Here is a 17,423-nt window from a genome sequence, read left to right as displayed (position 1 = left end):
GACGATCTTTGCCCCGGACCCGCCGACAACTGTCGAAATCCGCGCCCGCATTCGGCATGCTGCCAAGGTGGGAGTCCACAGTGCGGGTGGAGGGGTGTCGTGGCGAGCTTTCAGTGCTCCTCGTGCGGCCGGGAGATCAAACCGGCCGTCAGCTGCCCGCACTGCGGCGCGCACCAGCCACAGTGGGTCGAGCACCTGGCGGAGATCGAGCGGTCCATCGCGGAGATGAAGGCCCGCGAGGCCGCCATCGCCAGCGAGCAGCGGCAGATCGCCGCCAAGATGCAGGCCGCGCTCTTCCAGCGGGACATCCTCGCGCACGCCGGTGAGGAACGCCTCAAGCAGGCCGCCCGCCCCCGCCGGGTGCTGCGCCGCCGGCCCGGCCGCCGCCCGCCCACCGCCGCCACCGGCGCACCGCCCCGGGTGCCCCGGCAGGGCACCCCGGCCGGCCCGGAGGATCCGCCCCCGCCGCCGAACGCCACCTGGCTCGACGCCGACGACCCGGAGCACCCGCCGGAGGCATCCTCCCGCGAGGTGCAGAACATCCCCCTCGGGCTCGGCGCGCTGCTGCTCGGCGTCGCCGCGGTGGTCTTCGCCGCGGTGGCCACCAGCTCGATGGACGCGCTGGCCCGGCTGGGCATCCTGCTGCTCGCGACCGTGCTGATGCTGCTCGCCCCGCCCGTGCTGGCACGACGCGGGCTCACGTCGACCGCCGAGACCATCTCCGCCGTCGGCCTGCTGCTGGTGCCGCTCGCCGGCTACGCACTGTGGGCGGTGGACCGGGTCGGCAACGGCGGCGCCTCGGGCGCCGTCTTCGCCGGGGTGATCTTCGCCGTCACCGCCGGTGTCTCCTTCGGCTACGCGGGCTGGACGGGGCTGCGCGCGCCCCGGTTCGCCGCCGTGTTGGCCGCCCAGCCGGTGCTGCCGCTGTTCGCGTACGACCGGGTCACCGGCCCCGGCGGCTGGGCGCTGGTGCTGACCGCGGTGGCCGTGCTCGACCTCTGGCTGGCCCGGTCACCGGTCACCGTGGAGCGGCCGGTCCGCCGGGACCTGCCCGAGCCGCCGGCCGCCCCCGCCACGTCGACGGCACCGGCCACGCCCCGGCAGCGTCGCGCCGAGGGCCGGCCGGAGGGGGACCCGGAGGAGGCCGGCGAGGTGCTCGACGGTGGCCCGCCGGAGCAGGCGACGCCGGCCCCGGCCGCCCGGGCGGTGCCGTGGCTGCGCGAGCTGACCTGGACGCTGCACGGGATGGCGGTCGCCGTCGCCCTCGCGTACGCCGTCTCCGCCCTGCTGCGGGCGACCACCGTGCCGGCCGCGGCCGGAGCGGGGCTGGCGCTGCTGCTGGCCGCCGCCGTGGGCCTGGCCGGGACGCTGGTGCTGCGCCGGCCGCCGTTGCCCGACCTCGGCGCCGGGATCTTCACCCTGGCCGTGATCGGCGCGCTGAGCCGGATCGCCTCGGTGGCGCTGCCCGGCCGGGCGCTGCTGCTGATCGCGGCGGTCATCACCGTCACCGGGCTCGCCGTGCGGGCGGTGCCGGAGGCCGCCCGGCGCGGCCCGCAGCTCGCCTCGGCGGTGGCGCTCACGGTCAGCGGGGTGGTCGTCGCCGGCGGGGCCCTGCGCGCCGGGGTCGCCCCCGTCCGAGCCGCGCTGCCGGCCTGGGCGGCCGACCTCGACCGCTACCCGGCCGAACTGGCCGCCGCGGTCGGCCCGGCCGCCTGGCAGCTCGCCGCGAGCGCCTTCCTGCTGACCGTGGCCGCGGTGCTGGCCCTGCCGCCGGAGATCCGCCGGGAGTTCGCGGTGGTCGGCGCGGCGCTGACCGCGCTCGCCGTACCCGCGTCGTTCGGTCTCGGGTGGGCGGTGGCGCCGTGGCCGATGGTGCTGACCGCGATCGGCATCGGGGTCGTCGGGCTCTCCGCCCGGACCGGACGGGCGGCGGTGGCGCACGCGGCCGCCGCGGCCAGCGTCGGGCTGTTCGGGGCGGGCGCCGCCCTGGCCCGGCCGCCGCTGACGACCGCGGCCCTGCTCGCGCTCTTCGCCGCCGGGGTGCTGGTCGCCGTGGCGCCCCGGATGCGGCTCGCCCCGGCCGCGGCCGACACCGTCTCGGCCTGGGCCGCCGGCGGCGCGGCGTTCGCGCTGCCGGGCGCGGTGGCCGCCTTCGTCGCCGCCACCGTGCCGACCGACCCGACGCCCACCCCGGCGAGCCTGCGCGAGGCCACCGTCCCGGTGCTGGCGGCCAGCTTCCTCGCGGTCTGTGTCACCCTCGGCTACGCCGCCATCGTGCAGGTGTCCCAGCGACACGTCCCGGCGCCGCTGGCGGTGGGCACCGCCCTGGGCACGGTCGTGGTCACCGCCGCCGCGTTCGGGGCCCCCGGCGCCACCGCCGCCGACGCCTGGGTCGGCGGGCTGCTGCTCGTCGCCGCCGCGATGGTGGTGTTCGCCGGCCCCATCGACGCGGGCCGGCGCTCCGACGTCTCCCTGGACGGCTCCGACCTCGCCGCCGCGGCGGTGACCGCCGCCCTGATCGCCACCCTCGCCCGGATCGCGGCGGTGCTCGCCCCCGGCGGCCAGCTCGCCGTCGCCGCCGGGCTGGTGCTGGTGGTCGCGGTGGCCGCCCGCGCGATGCCCGAGGAGTGGCGGCGCGGGCCGATCCTCGGCCTCACCGTCGGCGGCGTGCTCATCGGCGTGCTGGCCGGCTGGAGCGCGCTGCGCGGCGGGCTGGGGGTGCTCGCCACCCCCGGCCCGATCTGGGCCGGCGACCTGACCGGCTGGCCGGCCGCGCCGACCGGCGGGTCGGCGTGGCAGGCGCCGGTCGCGCTGGCCCTGCTCGGCGTCGCCGCCGCGGTCCTGCTGCCGCCGCCCTGGAAGTACGACGTGTCGGGGGCGGCGGCCGTGCTCGCCACGATCGGCGCGCCGGCCGCGTTCGACCTGCCGTGGTGGTCGCCGGTCCTGGTCGGTGGCATGGTCGCCACGGTCTTCGGGATGGCCGCCGTGGCGGCGACCGACCCGCGCGCCGGGCTGTCCCGGGCGGTCGTGGCGGGCGTGGTGGCCCTGCACGCCGCCGGGGCCGGCCTGGTCCGGCCGTGGACCACCGCGCTGGCGCTGGGCAGCATCGCGCTGATCGGCGTGGTGGTGGCGGCGCTGGCCCGGACGCTGGCCGTGCCGCTGGTCGACGACATCGAGGCCGAGGGGATGCCGCCGCACCTGGCGCAGATCGGGGGCGCCGCGGCCGGCGCCGCCCTGCTCGCGTCCCCGGGCGCGGTCGCGGCGCTGGCGGCCGAGTTCGGCCACTCGCCGGAGGTGGTGCTCACCGCCGCGCTGGCCGCGTCCAGCCTGGGCCTGGCGGCGGTGGCCGCCGCCCGGCGACGGGTTCCGCAGTACCTGCCCTGGGCGAGCGCGGCGGTGGCCGGCGGCGCCACCGTGACCGCGCTGGCCGCCGTCCCCGCCGGGCTGCCCGTCGGGGTCTACGCCGCCGCCGCGGCCCTGCTCGGGGTGCTCGCCGAGCTGGTCCGCGGCGCGACCGAACCGCCGGCCGGCTCGGCCCAGCCGGTACGGCGCTGGTCGGTGCTGCTCGACGGGGCGCTGCGGCGGCTGCCGGACGACGGCACGCGGCGCTGGCGGGTCAGCCCGGCCGCCGGCGCGCTCGCCGTCGCCGCGCTGCCCACCGTCCTGGCGCTGGTGTCGATCGCGCCGTCCCTGGTCGTCGCCCTGGTGGAGCCGCACCGCAGCCTCGCCCGGGTCTGGCAGGGGCCACCGCCGGAGCTGCTCACCCCGCCGCCCGGCGCGGTCGACGCCACCCACGTGCTGACCGCGCTGCTGCTCACCGCGACCGCCGCGCTGGCCGCCACCGGGTTCAGCGGCGGCCGGCGCTCCCGGGCGGTGCCCGTGGTGCTGCCCGGCGCGGCCGTGACCCTGCTGATCACCCCGGTGGCGCTGGGCAACGGCTGGCCGGCGAGCACCCTCGCGGCGCTGGCCGTGTTCACCATCTCGATGCTGGGCCTGGCGCTGACCCCGCCCCCGCCGCTGGTCGAGCCGGCCCGCTCCCTGCGGCTGACCCGGGTGCTGGTCTTCGCCATCGGGCTGGCCGCCGGGGGCGCGGGGCTGGCCGGCAGCCTCGCCACCCGGGAGCTGACGCTCTTCACGCTCGGCGGCGCGGTCGGCGTCGGCACGGTGGCGGCGCTGTTCGGCACCACCCAGCGGGCACGCATCCTCGGCTGGCTCTTCGCCTCGCTGATGGCGCAGCTGTTCGTGCTCACCGTCGGGCTGGTGGCCGGGCTCGCGGCCGTCTGGTCCGCCTTCGGTGTGCTGGCGGTCGGCGCGGCCCTACAGGTGTTCGCCGCGACCGTGCCCCGGCTCCGCCGTCCCGAGGCCCAGCGCGAGGCGGCCACCGTGGAGTGGAGCGGGCACGCCGCCGCCCTGATCGCCCTGGCCCTGGCCTTCGACTCGCCCCGGCACATCGCGGCGCTGCTGGCCGCCTGGGGCGCGGTCCTCGGCGTCGCGGCCACCCGGCCGGGCCGCCGGCCGGTGGAGCGGCGCATCCTGTTCTGGGCGGTTGTGGTCTGCGAGATCGCCGCCTGGTGGATCCTGATGCGGGTGGCCGACGTGGCGCTGCCGGAGGCGTACACGCTGCCCTTCGCGGCGCTCGCCCTGCTCGTCGGGGTGCTGGAGCTGCGGCACCGGCCCGACCTGAGCAGCTGGGTCGCGTACGGGCCGGCGCTGGTCACCGCGTTCGTGCCGACCCTGGCGATCGTGCTGGCCACCGACTCCAGCACGCTGCGCCAGGTGCTGCTGCTGCTCGGCGCGGTAGCGGTGCTCATCTTCGGCTCGACGAGCCAGCAGCAGGCGCCGGTGATCGTCGGCGCCGCCGTCACCGCGATCGCGGCGGTGCACGCGCTGTTCAGCCTCGGGCCGTGGCTGGCGCTGATCCCGGTCGGGCTCCTGCTGCTGGTGCTCGGCGCGAGCAACGAGCGCCGCCGCCGCGCCCAGGAGCGCCTGCAGACCGCCCTGCGCGGCATGAGATGAGGCTTCCGGGCACTCCCGGGCCCGGGCCGGGGTTGGCTACGCTCCGGCCATGCAGATCATCGAAGGCGCCGGGGCGTGGACCCCGCCCGTGGGGGCGGCCAACGACTGGGTGGAGCACCTGCGCGTGCCGGACCTGTCGGTGGGGACGTACTGCATTCCGGCCGGTGGACTCGACGATCAGAGCCCGCACACCGAGGACGAGGTCTACGTGGTGACCGCGGGGCGGGCCAGGATCGTGACCCCGGACGCCACCGCCGAGGTCGGCCCCGGCTCGGTGATCTTCGTGCCCGCGGGCGAGGAGCACCGGTTCGAGGACGTGACCGAGGACCTGGCGCTGCTGGTGGTGTTCGGCCCGGCGTACGGGTCACGCACGCCGACCCGGAGGGACGCCTAGGTGTACGCCCCACGAGTGCAGGTTTCCGGACCCGCGCTCTACTGCCAGGTGGCGGTGTCGGGGTCGATGTCGTGGGCGCGTGCGCTGGCGTCGATGCTCTGACGGAACCATGTGGCAAGGCCGGCGCGGATGCCGTCGTAGTGGGCAGCAAATGCCGGATCTGCCTCGTACATGCGGCCGAGACAGACCTGCATCTGCCTCGTGAGGGGAAAGTACGAAGTGAACACCTCACGGTGCCGCTCGACGAGTTGATGCGCTTCTGGGCTGCCAGGGGTGACACCGGTGTCCATCGCGTCCCCGAGGGCACGGTCGAGGTCAGCAACGGTGTCGGCGATGGCCTGCCATTCCTCCGGACTGCGAGAGGCTGAGCGTTCGGCGTACTGCTGCCACTGCGTCGTGTCTCCGTAGCGCTGACGGGCTTCGGCGGGCCAGTCCGGGTTCCACCCGGGGCCGAAGATCGCGGCCTGCTGCTCGACGGTCAACAGCAGGCCGCGCTCGTGGGCGGCGATCATCCGATCCAGGCCGGCGCTGAGCTGCTGGAGGCGGTCGATCCGTTGGGCAACCTGGGTGCGCTGCGCGCGCAGTGCTCCGGGCACGTCTGCGGTCGAGTCGTCCAAGATGGCCCGAATCCTGTCCAGGTCGAGGCCGATCTCCCGATAGACGACGATGCGGTGTAGGCGTTCCAGATCGCCAGCGGTGTAGAGCCGGTATCCGGCAGTCGTGCGCAGCGACGGTCGCGCCAGACCGATGTCGTCCCAGTGGTGCAGCGCGCGGACTGTCACGCCCAGACGCGTCGAGACCTGACCGACGGTCAGGCCATCGACGTCAGTGGCATCAGGCATGATCCTCATTGTCGCCGCGACCGACGCCCGGTGGGGTGATCCCGATGGCTTCAAGGTTCCGCGCCTCCTGACTGGCCGGATCGAAGGGCTTCGCCGCAGTGAAAACGATCCGTGCGTTCTCGGGGGTGATCACCTCCACATCGCGGGTGTTCCAGGGAGTTTCCCGTGGGCCATCGACCGAGTTCGGGCTCAACGCACGACAGGCCTCGACAAGGGAATCGATCTGGCTAAGCACGCACGAGAAACTGACGCTCATCGCTGGTGCCTGCTCCGGAACGCTCGCCGCGGAGGCGAGGAGTACGTCCTGGAACGCCCACCGGCGCAGATGCACAAGGCTGCCGGGGATGCTGAACAGCTCGAAGAACCCGAGCCCACGAATCCAGAAGTCCACCGACGCCGCCAAATCGCTCGTGGGGATCGTCACGAACGCGGGCATTCCATAGATGCCCCGGAACGGCTCCGGCGCAACCGCATCCGGGCCGGGATCGGGCACGGGGCTCATCTCAAAAGCGTTGTAGTAGTCGCTCATGCACCCACCCTCCGGCCTCACGCAACGTAAGGGTCAAGCCGGGCCCCGTGGATCCGGTCCTATCGCTGCGACGCGACCCACGTCGTGGCCGGGTACACCTAGGTCGGGGCCGGCGCGGGGCCGTGCCGTCACCCGCACCCCGACCGCCAGGCCGGTCAGGACCGGGGCCCGTTGGCATGCCCATGCCCGACAGCGCCGAGGGCGCAGGTCAGGCGAGGCAGGCGCGCAAGCCAGGCGAGGGAAGCGCGCAGGTCAGGCGAGGGAGGCGCGCAGCGCGGCGTCCTTCTCGGCGACCAGCTGCTCCAGGTCCGCCTGGTAGGCCGCCATCCGGTCGAGCAGGGCAGGGTCGCCGGCGGCCAGGATCCGTACGGCGAGCAGCCCGGCGTTGCGGGCGTTGCCGATCGACACGGTGGCGACCGGGATGCCGGCCGGCATCTGCACGATGGAGAGCAGCGAGTCCATGCCGTCGAGGTGCTTGAGCGGCACCGGCACGCCGATCACCGGCAACGGCGTCACCGAGGCGACCATGCCGGGCAGGTGCGCGGCGCCACCGGCCCCGGCGATGATGACCTTCAGGCCCCGGTCGACGGCGGCGCGGCCGTACTCGATCATCTTGGTCGGCGTGCGGTGCGCGGAGACCACACCGACCTCGTACGACACCTCGAACTCGTCCAGCACCTCGGCGGCGGCCTTCATGGTCGGCCAGTCCGAGTCGCTGCCCATGATCAGCCCGACGGTGCCCACAGCGGCGTCCGCACGTTCACCGGTCACGCTCACTGGTGTCCCTCCCGCAGCCAGCGGGCGGCCCGCGCGGCCCGCGTCCGTACGTCGTCCAGGTCGTCGCCGAGCACCGTGACGTGCCCGATCTTGCGGCCGGGTCGCACCTGCTTGCCGTAGAGGTGCACCCTGGCGCCCGGCTCCGCCGCGAAGAGGTGGTGCAGCCGCTCGTCGATCGACATCCCGCCCGGCTCGCCGCCGAGCACGTTCGCCATCACCACGACGGGCGCGGTCAGCGCGGTGTCCCCCATCGGGTAGTCGAGCACCGCCCGCAGGTGCTGCTCGAACTGCGACGTGCGCGCGCCCTCGATGGTCCAGTGCCCGGAGTTGTGCGGCCGCATCGCCAGCTCGTTCACCACGATCCGGCTGCCGGCGGGCGCGGTCGGGTCGGCGACCTCGAAAAGCTCCACCGCGAGCAGGCCGACCACGCCGAGCGCGGTGGCCAGGTCGATGGCGAGCTGCTGGGCGGCGACCGCCAGCTCCTCCGGCAGGCCCGGCGCGGGGGCGAGCACCTCGACGCAGATGCCGTCCCGCTGCACCGTCTCGACCACCGGGTACGCGGCGACCTGCCCGAACGGGGAGCGGGCCACCTGCACGGCGAGTTCCCGGCGCAGCGGCACCCGCTCCTCGACGATCAGCCGGGTGCCGCCGGCGAGCAGCGTCGCGGCCAGCTCGGTGGCCTGCGCCGCGTCGCCGACCAGCCACACGCCCCGGCCGTCGTACCCGCCGCGGGCCGCCTTGAGCACAACCGGCCAGCCGGTCTCGTCGCCGAAGGCCACCAGGTCGGCGGGCTCGGCGACCGGCCGCCACGCCGGGTTCGGCGCGCCCAGCTCGCCGAGCCGCTCCCGCATCACCCGCTTGTCCTGCGCGTGCTGCAGCGCGTCTGCCGGCGGGAAGAGCTTCACGCCCTCGGCGGCCAGCGCCCGGATGTGCTCGGTGGGGACGTGCTCGTGGTCGAAGGTGACCACGTCGCAGCCCTTGGCGAAGGTGCGCAGCGCGGCGAGGTCGGTGTGGTCGCCGTACTGGACGTCGGCGGCGACCAGCGCGGCGCCGTCGTCGGGGGCCAGCGCGAGCACGCGCAGCGACTGGCCGAGGGCGATCGCGGCCTGGTGGGTCATCCGGGCCAGCTGGCCACCACCCACCATGCCGACAACGGGCAGACCGGTACGGGAATCCATAGCGGCGCCAGCCTATCCGGGCGACCCGTCCCCCGCCCCGCCGGATGGCCGATCGCACACCGCCGCGGCCGTGGGCCTCAGCGCCGGCCGAGCTGGCCGACCAGGTCCTCCACCGTCGTCACCGGGCGCTCGCAGACGAAACCCCGACAGGCGTACGCGGTGGGCTGGCCGTCGACCATCGGCCGGTCGGCGAGCAGCGGCACCCCGGCCTGTCCTGGGCGGCCCGCCACGATCACCGCGCCGGGCGGGGCGTGCCGGTGCGCCGCCGCCACCAGCGGGTCGCCGGTCGGCTCCTCGGTGACCACCGCGATCTCGTACGGCCCGGAGAGCAGCGCCTCGCCGACGGTGGCCGCGTAGCCGGTGAACCGGGCGTGCCGGCCGACGATCGGCGCCACGGTCGACAGCGCGGCCTCGGCGGCCTCCCGGTAGCGGGTCTCACCGGTCAGGGCCGCGTACGCGACCAGCGCCGCGACGATCGCCGAGCGCCCGGACGGGGTGGCGTTGTCGGTGGGGTCGGCGGGGCGGGTGACCAGCCGCTCGGCGTCGTCGGCGGTGTCGTAGAACCCGCCGCCGGGGGCGGCGAACCGCTCCAGCGCGACGTCGAGCAGCCGACCGGCCAGCGTCAGCCAGCGCCCCTCCCCGGTGAGCTGGTGCAGCGCGCAGAACGCCTCGGCCACGCAGCCGTGGTCCTCCAGCACGCCGGCCGGCTCGCCGACCACGCCGGCCCTGGAGACCCGGCGCAACCGCCCGTCCACGATGTGCCGATCGGCGAGCACCTCGCCGATCCGGACCGCGGCGGCGGCGGTGACCGGGTCGCCGGTGAGCGCGGTGTGCTCGACCAGCGCGGTGACCGCGAGCCCGTTCCAGGAGGCGACCACCTTGTCGTCCCGGGCCGGCTGGGGCCGGGTGTCGCGGACCTCGCGCAGCCGGGCCCGGATCCGCTCCCACCGGGCGGCCACGTCCGGGGCGGCGTCGTCCACGTCCCGGGCCAGCCGCAGCACGCTCGTGCCGTGCTCGAACGAGCCCTCCTCGGTGACCGCGAACAGGTCGGCGGCGAAGCGGCCGTCGTCCTCCCCCAGCGCCTCCACGAGCTGCTCCGGGGTCCAGGAGTAGGTGAGCCCCTCGACGCCCTCGGTGTCCGCGTCCAGCGCGGAGGCCAGGCCACCCTCGGGCGTGCCCAGGTCGTCGATCATGAAGGCGGCGGTCTCGGCCGCCACCCGGGCGGCGAGCGGGTCGCCGGTCAGCCGCCAGAGCTGGGTGTACGTCCGCAGCAGCAGCGCGTTGTCGTAGAGCATCTTCTCGAAGTGCGGCACGGTCCAGTGCGCGTCGACCGAGTAGCGGGCGAAGCCGCCGGCGAGCTGGTCGTAGATGCCGCCGCGGGCCATCGCCTCGCAGGTGTGCCGGGCGACCTCCAGGCTCCGCGCCGAGCCGGTGCGCTGGTGGTGCCGGAGCAGGAAGAGCAGGTTCATGTGCGGCGGGAACTTCGGCGCGCCGCCGAAGCCGCCGTTCACCTCGTCGTACTCCCCGCCGAGCTGGTCGGCCGCGGCGTCGAGCAGCGCGGCGTCCAGCGGCGCGGTGGGGCCGCCGACGGCCTGGGCTCCGCCGATGGCCTCGACCACGGCGGCGCCCTGCGTGATCACGGCGTCCCGCTGGTCCCGCCAGGCGGTGGCGACCGACTGGAGCAGCCGGACGAAGTTCGGCCGGGGGAAGTAGGTGCCGCAGAAGAACGGGGTGCCGTCCGGGGTGGCGAAGACGGTCATCGGCCAGCCGCCCTGCCCGGTCATCGCCTGGGTGGCGGTCATGTAGACGGCGTCGACGTCCGGTCGCTCCTCGCGGTCCACCTTGATCGAGACGAAGTCGTCGTTCATCAGGGCGCCGACCTGCTCGTTCTCGAACGACTCGTGGGCCATCACGTGGCACCAGTGGCAGGCGGCGTAGCCGACCGAGATGATCACCGGCACGTCCCGGCGCTTCGCCTCGGCGAACGCCTCGGCGCACCACGGCCACCAGTCGACCGGGTTGTCGGCGTGCTGGAGGAGGTACGGGCTCGTGGCGTCAGCGAGTCGGTTCACCCGACGACCATAACCAGCCGGTGCCCCGCCCGCCCGCGCTCCGCGGGGGCGCCCGCCCGAGCGGGGCGGTGCGCCGGGCCGGGTCAGGAGGCGCCGTCGGCGCGCAGTGGGAAGACGTTCGGCCGGGCCTCGTCGAGCAGGGTGCCCAGCACCGCGCCGATCTTGTCGGCCGGCATCGGCTTGAAGAAGTGGTAACCCTGCGCGGCCGTGCAGCCCAGCTCGGCCAGGGCGGACCGCTGCTCGGCGGTCTCCACGCCCTCGGCGACCACCCGCAGCCCCAGTTCGTGGGCCAGGCCGACGGTGGTCCGTACGATCGCCGCCGCCTCCGGCGAGTCGGCCATCCGGATCACGAAGGAACGGTCCACCTTGAGCTCGTCCACGGCGATCCGGGTGAGGAACGTCAGCGAGGAGAAGCCGGTGCCGAAGTCGTCCACCGCGAGCTGCACGCCCATCGACCGCAGCGTGGTGAGCACTTCGTCGATGACCTCCAGCTCGCTCATCACCACCGTCTCGGTGATCTCCAGGACCAGCCGCTGCGGCGGCACCTCGTGCCGCCGCAGCGCCTCGGCGATCTCGGCGGGCAGGCGGGGGTCGAGCAGGCTGCGCGCCGACAGGTTGACCGAGATCGGCACGTCGACCCCGTCCCGGGCCCAGCCGGCGGCGACGGCGAGCGCCTTGTCCAGCACGTAGCGGGTGAAGCTGCCGAGCTGCTCGCTGTTCTCCACCGGCCGGATGAAGTCGTGCGGGCCGAGCCAGCCCCGGCGCGGGTGCCGCCAGCGGATCAGCGCCTCCACCCCGGTCGGCGCGCCGGTGGCCAGGTCGACCGCGGGCTGCAACGCCAGCACCAGCTGGTCGTCGGCCTTCAGCGCCTCGCGCAGCTCGGCCAGCAGGGCCAGTTGGTCGGTGCTAGCGGCGTCCCTGGTGGCGTCGTACGCGGCGACGCTGCCGCCGCCCTCCTTGGCCTGGTACATCGCGATGTCGGCCCGGCGCAGCAGCTCGGTCAGGTCGGCGGTGCCGGCGGCGGCGACCACCACCCCGACGGAGACCTCGACGGACATCCGGACCCCCGCCACCTCGGTCGGCGCGGCGAGCCGCTCGGCGATCTCGCGGGCCTGCCGCAGCGCGTACGCCATCGCGGCGGCGCGGTCGCCGAGCACCGGGACCGACGTCAGCAGCAGGGCGAACTCGTCGCCGCCGAGCCGCGCGAGCAGGTCCCCGGGGCGGGCGAGGGTGCCCAGCCGGTTGGCGGTCAAGCGCAGCAACTGGTCGCCGGCGGCGTGCCCGAGGGTGTCGTTGACCTCCTTGAACTGGTTGATGTCGAGCAGCAGCAGCGCCACCGGATGGTCGTGGGCGAGCTGCCGCAGCGCCTGGTCGCCCTTGCTGAGCATGGCCGACCGGTTCACCAGCCCGGTGAGCTGGTCGTGCACCGCCTCGTACGACGAGCGGGCGGTCACCAGACGCAGCTCCCGGTGGGTGGCGGCGTCGTGCAGGGCGGCAGCGAGGGCGTCGCCGAACGCTGCCACGGCGTCGCGCTCCCGGGCACTGGGCGGGGCCGAGCGCGGGAAGCGGACCCGCAGCTCGCCGACCCGGGCGGCGCCCACGGTGAGGGCGCGGACCAGCTCGTGCCCCTCCGGGTCGCTCCGGCCCGGCGGCGCGACCTCCCGGTCGACCAGGTGACCACCCGGGTCGCCCCGGTAGCGCCGCCACCGGCCGTCGCCCCGGGCGACGTCGACGTCGACGAGTTCGGCGTTGAACAGCGCCAGCGCCCCGGTCACCGCAGCGGTGGCGACACCCCGCTCGTCGAGCTGGTTGAGCGCGGCGGTGGCCTCGGCGAAGGTCCGCCAGGTGCGGCGCTCCTGGTCGGCGCGGAGCCGGTGCCGGTAGGTCTGCTGGAGCAGCCAGAGCGGCGGCGGGAGCAGCAGCAGCCAGCGCGCGTCGAGTTCCAGCAGCGCCACCACGACCAGCCCGACGGCGACGTTGCCGACGAACATCAGCAGCTTTCCGCGGAGCGCGGCGAGCAGCGGCGGGGCGACCGGGACGCCGTGCCGGAGCGCCAGGGTGGCCCCGCCCAGCCAGGCGGTCGCGAGCAGGTAGGTGACCGACCCGGCGACCACGGCCAGGGCGAGCCCCGGCGTCGGCGCGGCCAGCAGCGGCCGGCCGAGCGCGATGGTGACCGAGACGGCCAGCGCGGTGGCGGCGGTCAGCGAGGCCGTGATCCGGACGACCTCCAGCACCGGCCGGCGGTCGCCGAGCAGCGACATCGCCGACCAGGCGAGCCCGGCGCCGAGGAGCGTGGCGGAGGGCAGCCAGCCGGCGGGCGCGAGGTAGAGGCAGATGATCAGCGCGGCCTCGCCCCAGGTGATGCTCACCATTCCGGCGGCGGTGCGGAACCGCAGCCGGGCCAGCTGGGCGACGGCGAACACGACGACGGCGATGCCGAACCGGGCCGGCCCGCCGATCGCGTCGTCGGCGGGGAGGCGCGTCGGCAGGGTCCACCCCACCGCGGCGGCGACCAGGGCGGTCAGCGCGACGGCGGCGGTGAGCAGGAGCAGCCGCGGCGGGGTGCCGCGGTCTTCGAGCCGGTCGGGCGGCTCGCCGGCCCTGCCGGAGGTCACCGATCCCCTCCGCCCGCGGGCCGATCGCCGGTACGCCGGGCGGCCGCTGCTGTAGTGGTCATCGGCGCCCCCTTCCGCGCACGGCTCGGGAACTCTTGGTCCCCCGGCGGAAGGCTAAGGCAAACCCGGTGGCCGCAACAGGGGGCGACGACCCGGTTCGACGTGAATCATGCGTGGACTACCCGTTGCGGCGCTGCTGACGCCCTTTGGAAGCGTCCGAGGATGAATTCTGCGCCGGCGTCCCGTCTGTCGGATCGACGACCGCCGCGTCCGCCCGGTGCGCGTCGACAGACGGCCCCTGCTCGGGGAACCGGTCGGGCAGCCGGCGCAGCCGGGCGTTCATGTTGCGGATCAGCAGGATGGTCGCCGTCGCCAGGACCAGGATGAGGAAGAGGCCCATCGGCCCCGCCAGGCCACCCGAGCGGGTGTCCCCGAAGTTGTTCTGGGCGAGCACCTGTGCAGCGGTCAGCATGGCGTTCCTCCGGTGTGCGGTTGGTGACCAGCGTAGCCGCCCGCCCGATCAGCGGGCATGGACCGTCTCGCGCACCCCGGCGAAGAGGTCGGACTCGGGCAGCGGGCTGTCGACCAGCGAGCGGACCAGCTCGAAGTCCTCCGTCGGCCAGGCGCGCCGCTGCACCTCCATCGGCACGTGGAACCAGAAGCCGTCCGGGTCGATCTGGGTGGCGTGGGCCCGCAGCGCGTCGTCGCGGACCGGGAAGTAGTCGGCGCACTCCACGCGGGTGGTGATCCGGGGGCCCTTGTCGGGCCGGTCCTCCCAGCGGGTGAGCCACTCCTCGTAGGGCGACTCCCGGCCGGTGGCGAGGATCGCCTCGTGCAGGGCCATGATCTTGCCCTTGGAGAAGCCGATGTCGTAGTAGAGCTTGAGCGGCTGCCACGGCTCGCCCAGCTCCGGGTAGCGCTCCGGATCGCCGGCGGCGTCGAAGGCCGCCACGCTGATCTTGTGCGTCATGATGTGGTCGGGGTGCGGGTAGCCGCCCTGCTCGTCGTACGTGGTGACGACGTGCGGGCGGAACTGGCGCATCAGCCGCACCAGCGGGCCGGCCGCCACCTCGACGTCCTGGAGGGCGAAGCAGCCCTCCGGCAGCGGCGGCAGCGGGTCGCCCTCGGGCAGACCGGAGTCGACGAAGCCGAGCCACGCCTGCTCGACGCCGAGGATGGCCCGCGCGGCGTCCATCTCACCCCGGCGGATCTCGGCGATGTTGGCCCAGACGTCGGGCCGGTCCATCTTCGGGTTGAGCACGCTGCCGCGCTCGCCGCCGGTGCACGTGACCACCAGGACGTCGACCCCCTCGGCCACGTACTTCGCGGTGGTCGCGGCGCCCTTGCTCGACTCGTCGTCAGGGTGTGCGTGAACGGCCATCAGTCGCAGTCGCTCTGCCAACGTCGGCGCTCCTCGTCTCTGGCTCTGCCGGCGGACCCCCCGCGGGACCGCCCGGCTGACCTGCCGGCATCCTCCCCCCGCGCCGGGACCTGGCGGTGCCGACGTGTCATTCTTGACGACGGGACGGGCTGGGAGGATGGAACTCTGCCATTCTTGCCGATGCCGCCGACAACAACGCCAGGAGATACCCGCCGGTGACCGAGACGCACGCCACAATTCCGCCGGGCGCGCCGGCCTTCCCGCCCGGCCGGTACGGCCGCCGCCGGGAACCGGGCCGCCGCCGGCCGCTGCTGGCGGCGCTGCTCGTGGTCGTCCTCGTCGCGGTCCTGAGCCTGGTCACGGTCCGGCTCTACCGGCAGTACGGCGACCCGAACTACGACGCCCAGGTGATCACCTACACCGGCATCACCGACAGCCATGTGCTGGTCGACTTCCGGGTCATCGTGCCCGAGGGCGGGTCGGCGGTGTGCCTGCTGCGCGCCCGGGACCGTGCCGGCGCCGAGGTGGCCAAGGAAAAGGTCACGGTGACCGCCCGGCCGGGCCAGCGGCAGGTGACGGCGCAGCACCGGCTGGTCACCAGTGCCCGCCCCTTCATCGGCGAGGTGGTGCGCTGCCGGCCCCCGGCCTGAGCAGCCACGACGCGGGCCGGACGCGCCGGCACAGGCGACACGGCGGCGCCGGACGGGGTGCCGCCGGTGATCGTCGACACCCCCGTGTCGTACCGCACTGGTAGCTTGGAGGTTCACCTGTCAGCCAGCACGCACATCTGAGGAGACCGCCTGTGTCCACTGGCAACGAGGCGCCCGCCACCTGGCTGTCCCAGGACGCATACGACCGGCTCCAGGCCGAGCTCGACGAGCTGATCGCCAACCGGCCGGTCATCGCCGCCGAGATCAACGCCCGGCGCGAGGAGGGCGACCTGCGGGAGAACGGCGGCTACCACGCGGCCCGCGAGGAGCAGGGCAAGGCCGAGGGGCGCATCCTCTACCTGAAGGAGCTGCTCCGCACCGCGCAGGTCGGCGAGGCGCCGACCGCCGACGTGGTGTCCCCCGGCATGGTCGTCACGATCTACTTCGACGACGACAAGGACGACACCGAGACGTTCCTGCTCGGCTCCCGGGAGATCGCGTCGACCACCGACCTGACGGTCTACAGCCCGGAGTCGGCGCTGGGCAAGGCGATCCTGGGCGGCCGGGCCGGTCAGACCTGCACCTACACGGCCCCCAGCGGCGCCGACATCAAGGTGACCGTGGTCGGTTTCGAGCCGTTCTCCGGCTGATCCGCACCGCCCGGCACTCGCACGCCGCCAGACGGCGGTGAGAGCCGGACGACACTCCGCACACCCCGCTGAGGCGTGACACCGACCGGTGTCACGCCTCAGCCGCGAAGACCACCTGGTAGCCGCTGGCCCGCAACGCGCTGATCAGCGTGTCGGAGTGCTCGACGCCCCGGGTCTCCACCGACAGCGCCACCTCCACCTCGCCCAGACGCAGGTGCGGGTTGGCCCGCTGGTGCTCCACGTCCACCACGTTCGCCCGGTGCTCGGCGATCTCGCTGAGCAGCGAGGCGAGCTGCCCCGGGCGGTCCGTGCAGCGCACGGTCACCCGCAGGTAGCGGCCGGCCGCGGCGAGGCCGTGCTCGATCACCCGGAGCATCAGCAGCGGGTCGATGTTGCCGCCGGAGAGCACCGCCACGACCGGCGGCTCCACCTCGACCGCGCCCGCCAGCAACGCCGCCACGCCCACCGCGCCGGCCGGCTCCACCACCTGCTTGCCGCGCTCCAGCAGCATCAACAGCGCCCGGGAGATGTCCTCCTCGGAGACCGTGACGATCTCGTCGACCAGCTTGCGGACGTGGGCGAAGGTGATCTCCCCCGGCCGCCCGACGGCGATGCCGTCCGCGATCGTGCTGAACGACGGGAGGCGTACCGGCTCGCCGGCCACCAGGGAGGGCGGGAAGGCTGCCGCGCTGGCCGCCTGCACGCCGATGACGCGCACGTCGGGCCGCAACGCCTTGGCGGCCACCGCCATGCCGGAGACCAGCCCACCGCCGCCCACCCCGGTGACGATCGTCCTGACCTCGGGGCACTGTTCGAGGATCTCCAGGGCCACCGTGCCCTGGCCGGCGATCACGTCCCGGTGGTCGAACGGGTGGATGAGCGTCGCCCCGGTCCGCTCGGCGAAGGTCTGCGCCGCGACCAGGGACTCGTCGACGGTGTTGCCGACGAGTTCGACCTGGGCGCCGTACCCCTTGGTGGCGGCGACCTTCGGCAGCGGCGCGTTCACCGGCATGAAGACCGTGGCGTGCGTGCCGACGAGGCCGGCGGCGAGCGCCACCCCCTGGGCGTGGTTGCCGGCGCTCGCCGCGACCACGCCGTTGGCCCGCTCCGCCTCGGACAGCCGGGAGATCCGCACGTACGCGCCGCGCACCTTGTACGAGCCGGCGCGCTGCAGGTTCTCGCACTTGAGCCACGTCGGCCCGCCCAGCGCCGCGCTGAGCGGGCGGGAGGGCTCCAGCGGGGTCGTCCGGGTGACGCCCGCGAGCAGTTCCCGCGCGGCGCGTACGTCGGCGAGACCGACCAGTTCCGTCATGCCCTGA

13 protein-coding genes are annotated in these 17,423 nt (G+C 74.9%); 4 read left to right on the top strand and 9 right to left on the bottom strand.

Going from position 1 to position 17,423, the window contains the following annotated elements; all coding sequences use genetic code 11:
• The first annotated feature begins 99 nt into the window (after positions 1-99).
• Complete coding sequence (locus tag ACGF5C_RS05965) at positions 100-5,016, top strand: SCO7613 C-terminal domain-containing membrane protein (RefSeq protein ID WP_393297114.1); 4,917 nt, start codon at positions 100-102, stop codon at positions 5,014-5,016.
• A 49-nt stretch (positions 5,017-5,065) separates the two neighbouring features.
• Complete coding sequence (locus ACGF5C_RS05960) at positions 5,066-5,410, top strand: cupin domain-containing protein (RefSeq protein WP_393297112.1); 345 nt, start codon at positions 5,066-5,068, stop codon at positions 5,408-5,410.
• 38 nt (positions 5,411-5,448) lie between these two features.
• Here ACGF5C_RS05960 and ACGF5C_RS05955 read toward each other — a convergent pair whose 3' ends face one another.
• The 8 genes from ACGF5C_RS05955 to mca all read right to left on the bottom strand — a co-directional run bounded on the left by ACGF5C_RS05955 (position 5,449) and on the right by mca (position 14,825).
• Entirely contained in the window at positions 5,449-6,252 is an 804-nt protein-coding gene (locus ACGF5C_RS05955; RefSeq protein WP_393297110.1) for a MerR family transcriptional regulator, read from the bottom strand.
• A complete protein-coding gene (locus ACGF5C_RS05950) occupies positions 6,245-6,781 on the bottom strand; it encodes a hypothetical protein (RefSeq protein ID WP_393297108.1) in 537 nt (178 codons plus the stop codon). The genes ACGF5C_RS05955 and ACGF5C_RS05950 overlap by 8 nt, the downstream gene beginning before the upstream one ends.
• Positions 6,782-7,033: 252 nt before the next feature.
• Positions 7,034-7,525, bottom strand: a complete 492-nt coding sequence (gene purE, locus ACGF5C_RS05945; RefSeq protein ID WP_393297630.1) for a 5-(carboxyamino)imidazole ribonucleotide mutase — start codon at positions 7,523-7,525, stop codon at positions 7,034-7,036.
• A 29-nt stretch (positions 7,526-7,554) separates the two neighbouring features.
• Positions 7,555-8,736, bottom strand: coding sequence for a 5-(carboxyamino)imidazole ribonucleotide synthase (locus ACGF5C_RS05940; protein ID WP_393297106.1), 1,182 nt, complete (start codon positions 8,734-8,736; stop codon positions 7,555-7,557).
• Positions 8,737-8,813: 77 nt separating this feature from the next.
• Positions 8,814-10,808: a thioredoxin domain-containing protein gene (locus ACGF5C_RS05935; protein WP_393297104.1), complete on the bottom strand. Its 1,995-nt coding sequence runs from the start codon at positions 10,806-10,808 to the stop codon at positions 8,814-8,816.
• An 83-nt stretch (positions 10,809-10,891) separates the two neighbouring features.
• On the bottom strand, positions 10,892-13,360 hold the full coding sequence (locus ACGF5C_RS05930) for a putative bifunctional diguanylate cyclase/phosphodiesterase (RefSeq protein WP_393297627.1): 2,469 nt from the start codon (positions 13,358-13,360) through the stop codon (positions 10,892-10,894).
• A 241-nt stretch (positions 13,361-13,601) separates the two neighbouring features.
• The gene (locus ACGF5C_RS05925) at positions 13,602-13,895 is read right to left on the bottom strand and encodes a hypothetical protein (protein ID WP_393297102.1); all 294 of its coding nucleotides are present in this window, start codon (positions 13,893-13,895) and stop codon (positions 13,602-13,604) included.
• A 48-nt stretch (positions 13,896-13,943) separates the two neighbouring features.
• Positions 13,944-14,825: a mycothiol conjugate amidase Mca gene (gene mca, locus ACGF5C_RS05920; protein WP_393297100.1), complete on the bottom strand. Its 882-nt coding sequence runs from the start codon at positions 14,823-14,825 to the stop codon at positions 13,944-13,946.
• Positions 14,826-15,019: 194 nt separating this feature from the next.
• Between mca and ACGF5C_RS05915 the strand changes: the two genes are divergently transcribed.
• Complete coding sequence (locus ACGF5C_RS05915; protein ID WP_393297098.1) at positions 15,020-15,454, top strand: DUF4307 domain-containing protein; 435 nt, start codon at positions 15,020-15,022, stop codon at positions 15,452-15,454.
• Between the two features lie 152 nt (positions 15,455-15,606).
• On the top strand, positions 15,607-16,104 hold the full coding sequence (gene greA / locus ACGF5C_RS05910; protein ID WP_357462509.1) for a transcription elongation factor GreA: 498 nt from the start codon (positions 15,607-15,609) through the stop codon (positions 16,102-16,104).
• Between the two features lie 91 nt (positions 16,105-16,195).
• Here the strand turns inward: greA and ilvA are convergent, their stop codons facing one another.
• Positions 16,196-17,416 carry a threonine ammonia-lyase gene (ilvA, locus tag ACGF5C_RS05905; RefSeq protein ID WP_393297096.1) on the bottom strand — a complete coding sequence of 407 codons (1,221 nt, stop codon included), beginning with the start codon at positions 17,414-17,416 and terminating at the stop codon, positions 16,196-16,198.
• Positions 17,417-17,423 lie beyond the last annotated feature (7 nt).

Source organism: Micromonospora sp. NPDC047620, from assembly GCF_043205005.1.
Classification (GTDB): domain Bacteria; phylum Actinomycetota; class Actinomycetes; order Mycobacteriales; family Micromonosporaceae; genus Micromonospora.
This window is presented reverse-complemented; position numbering and strand designations above follow the sequence as displayed.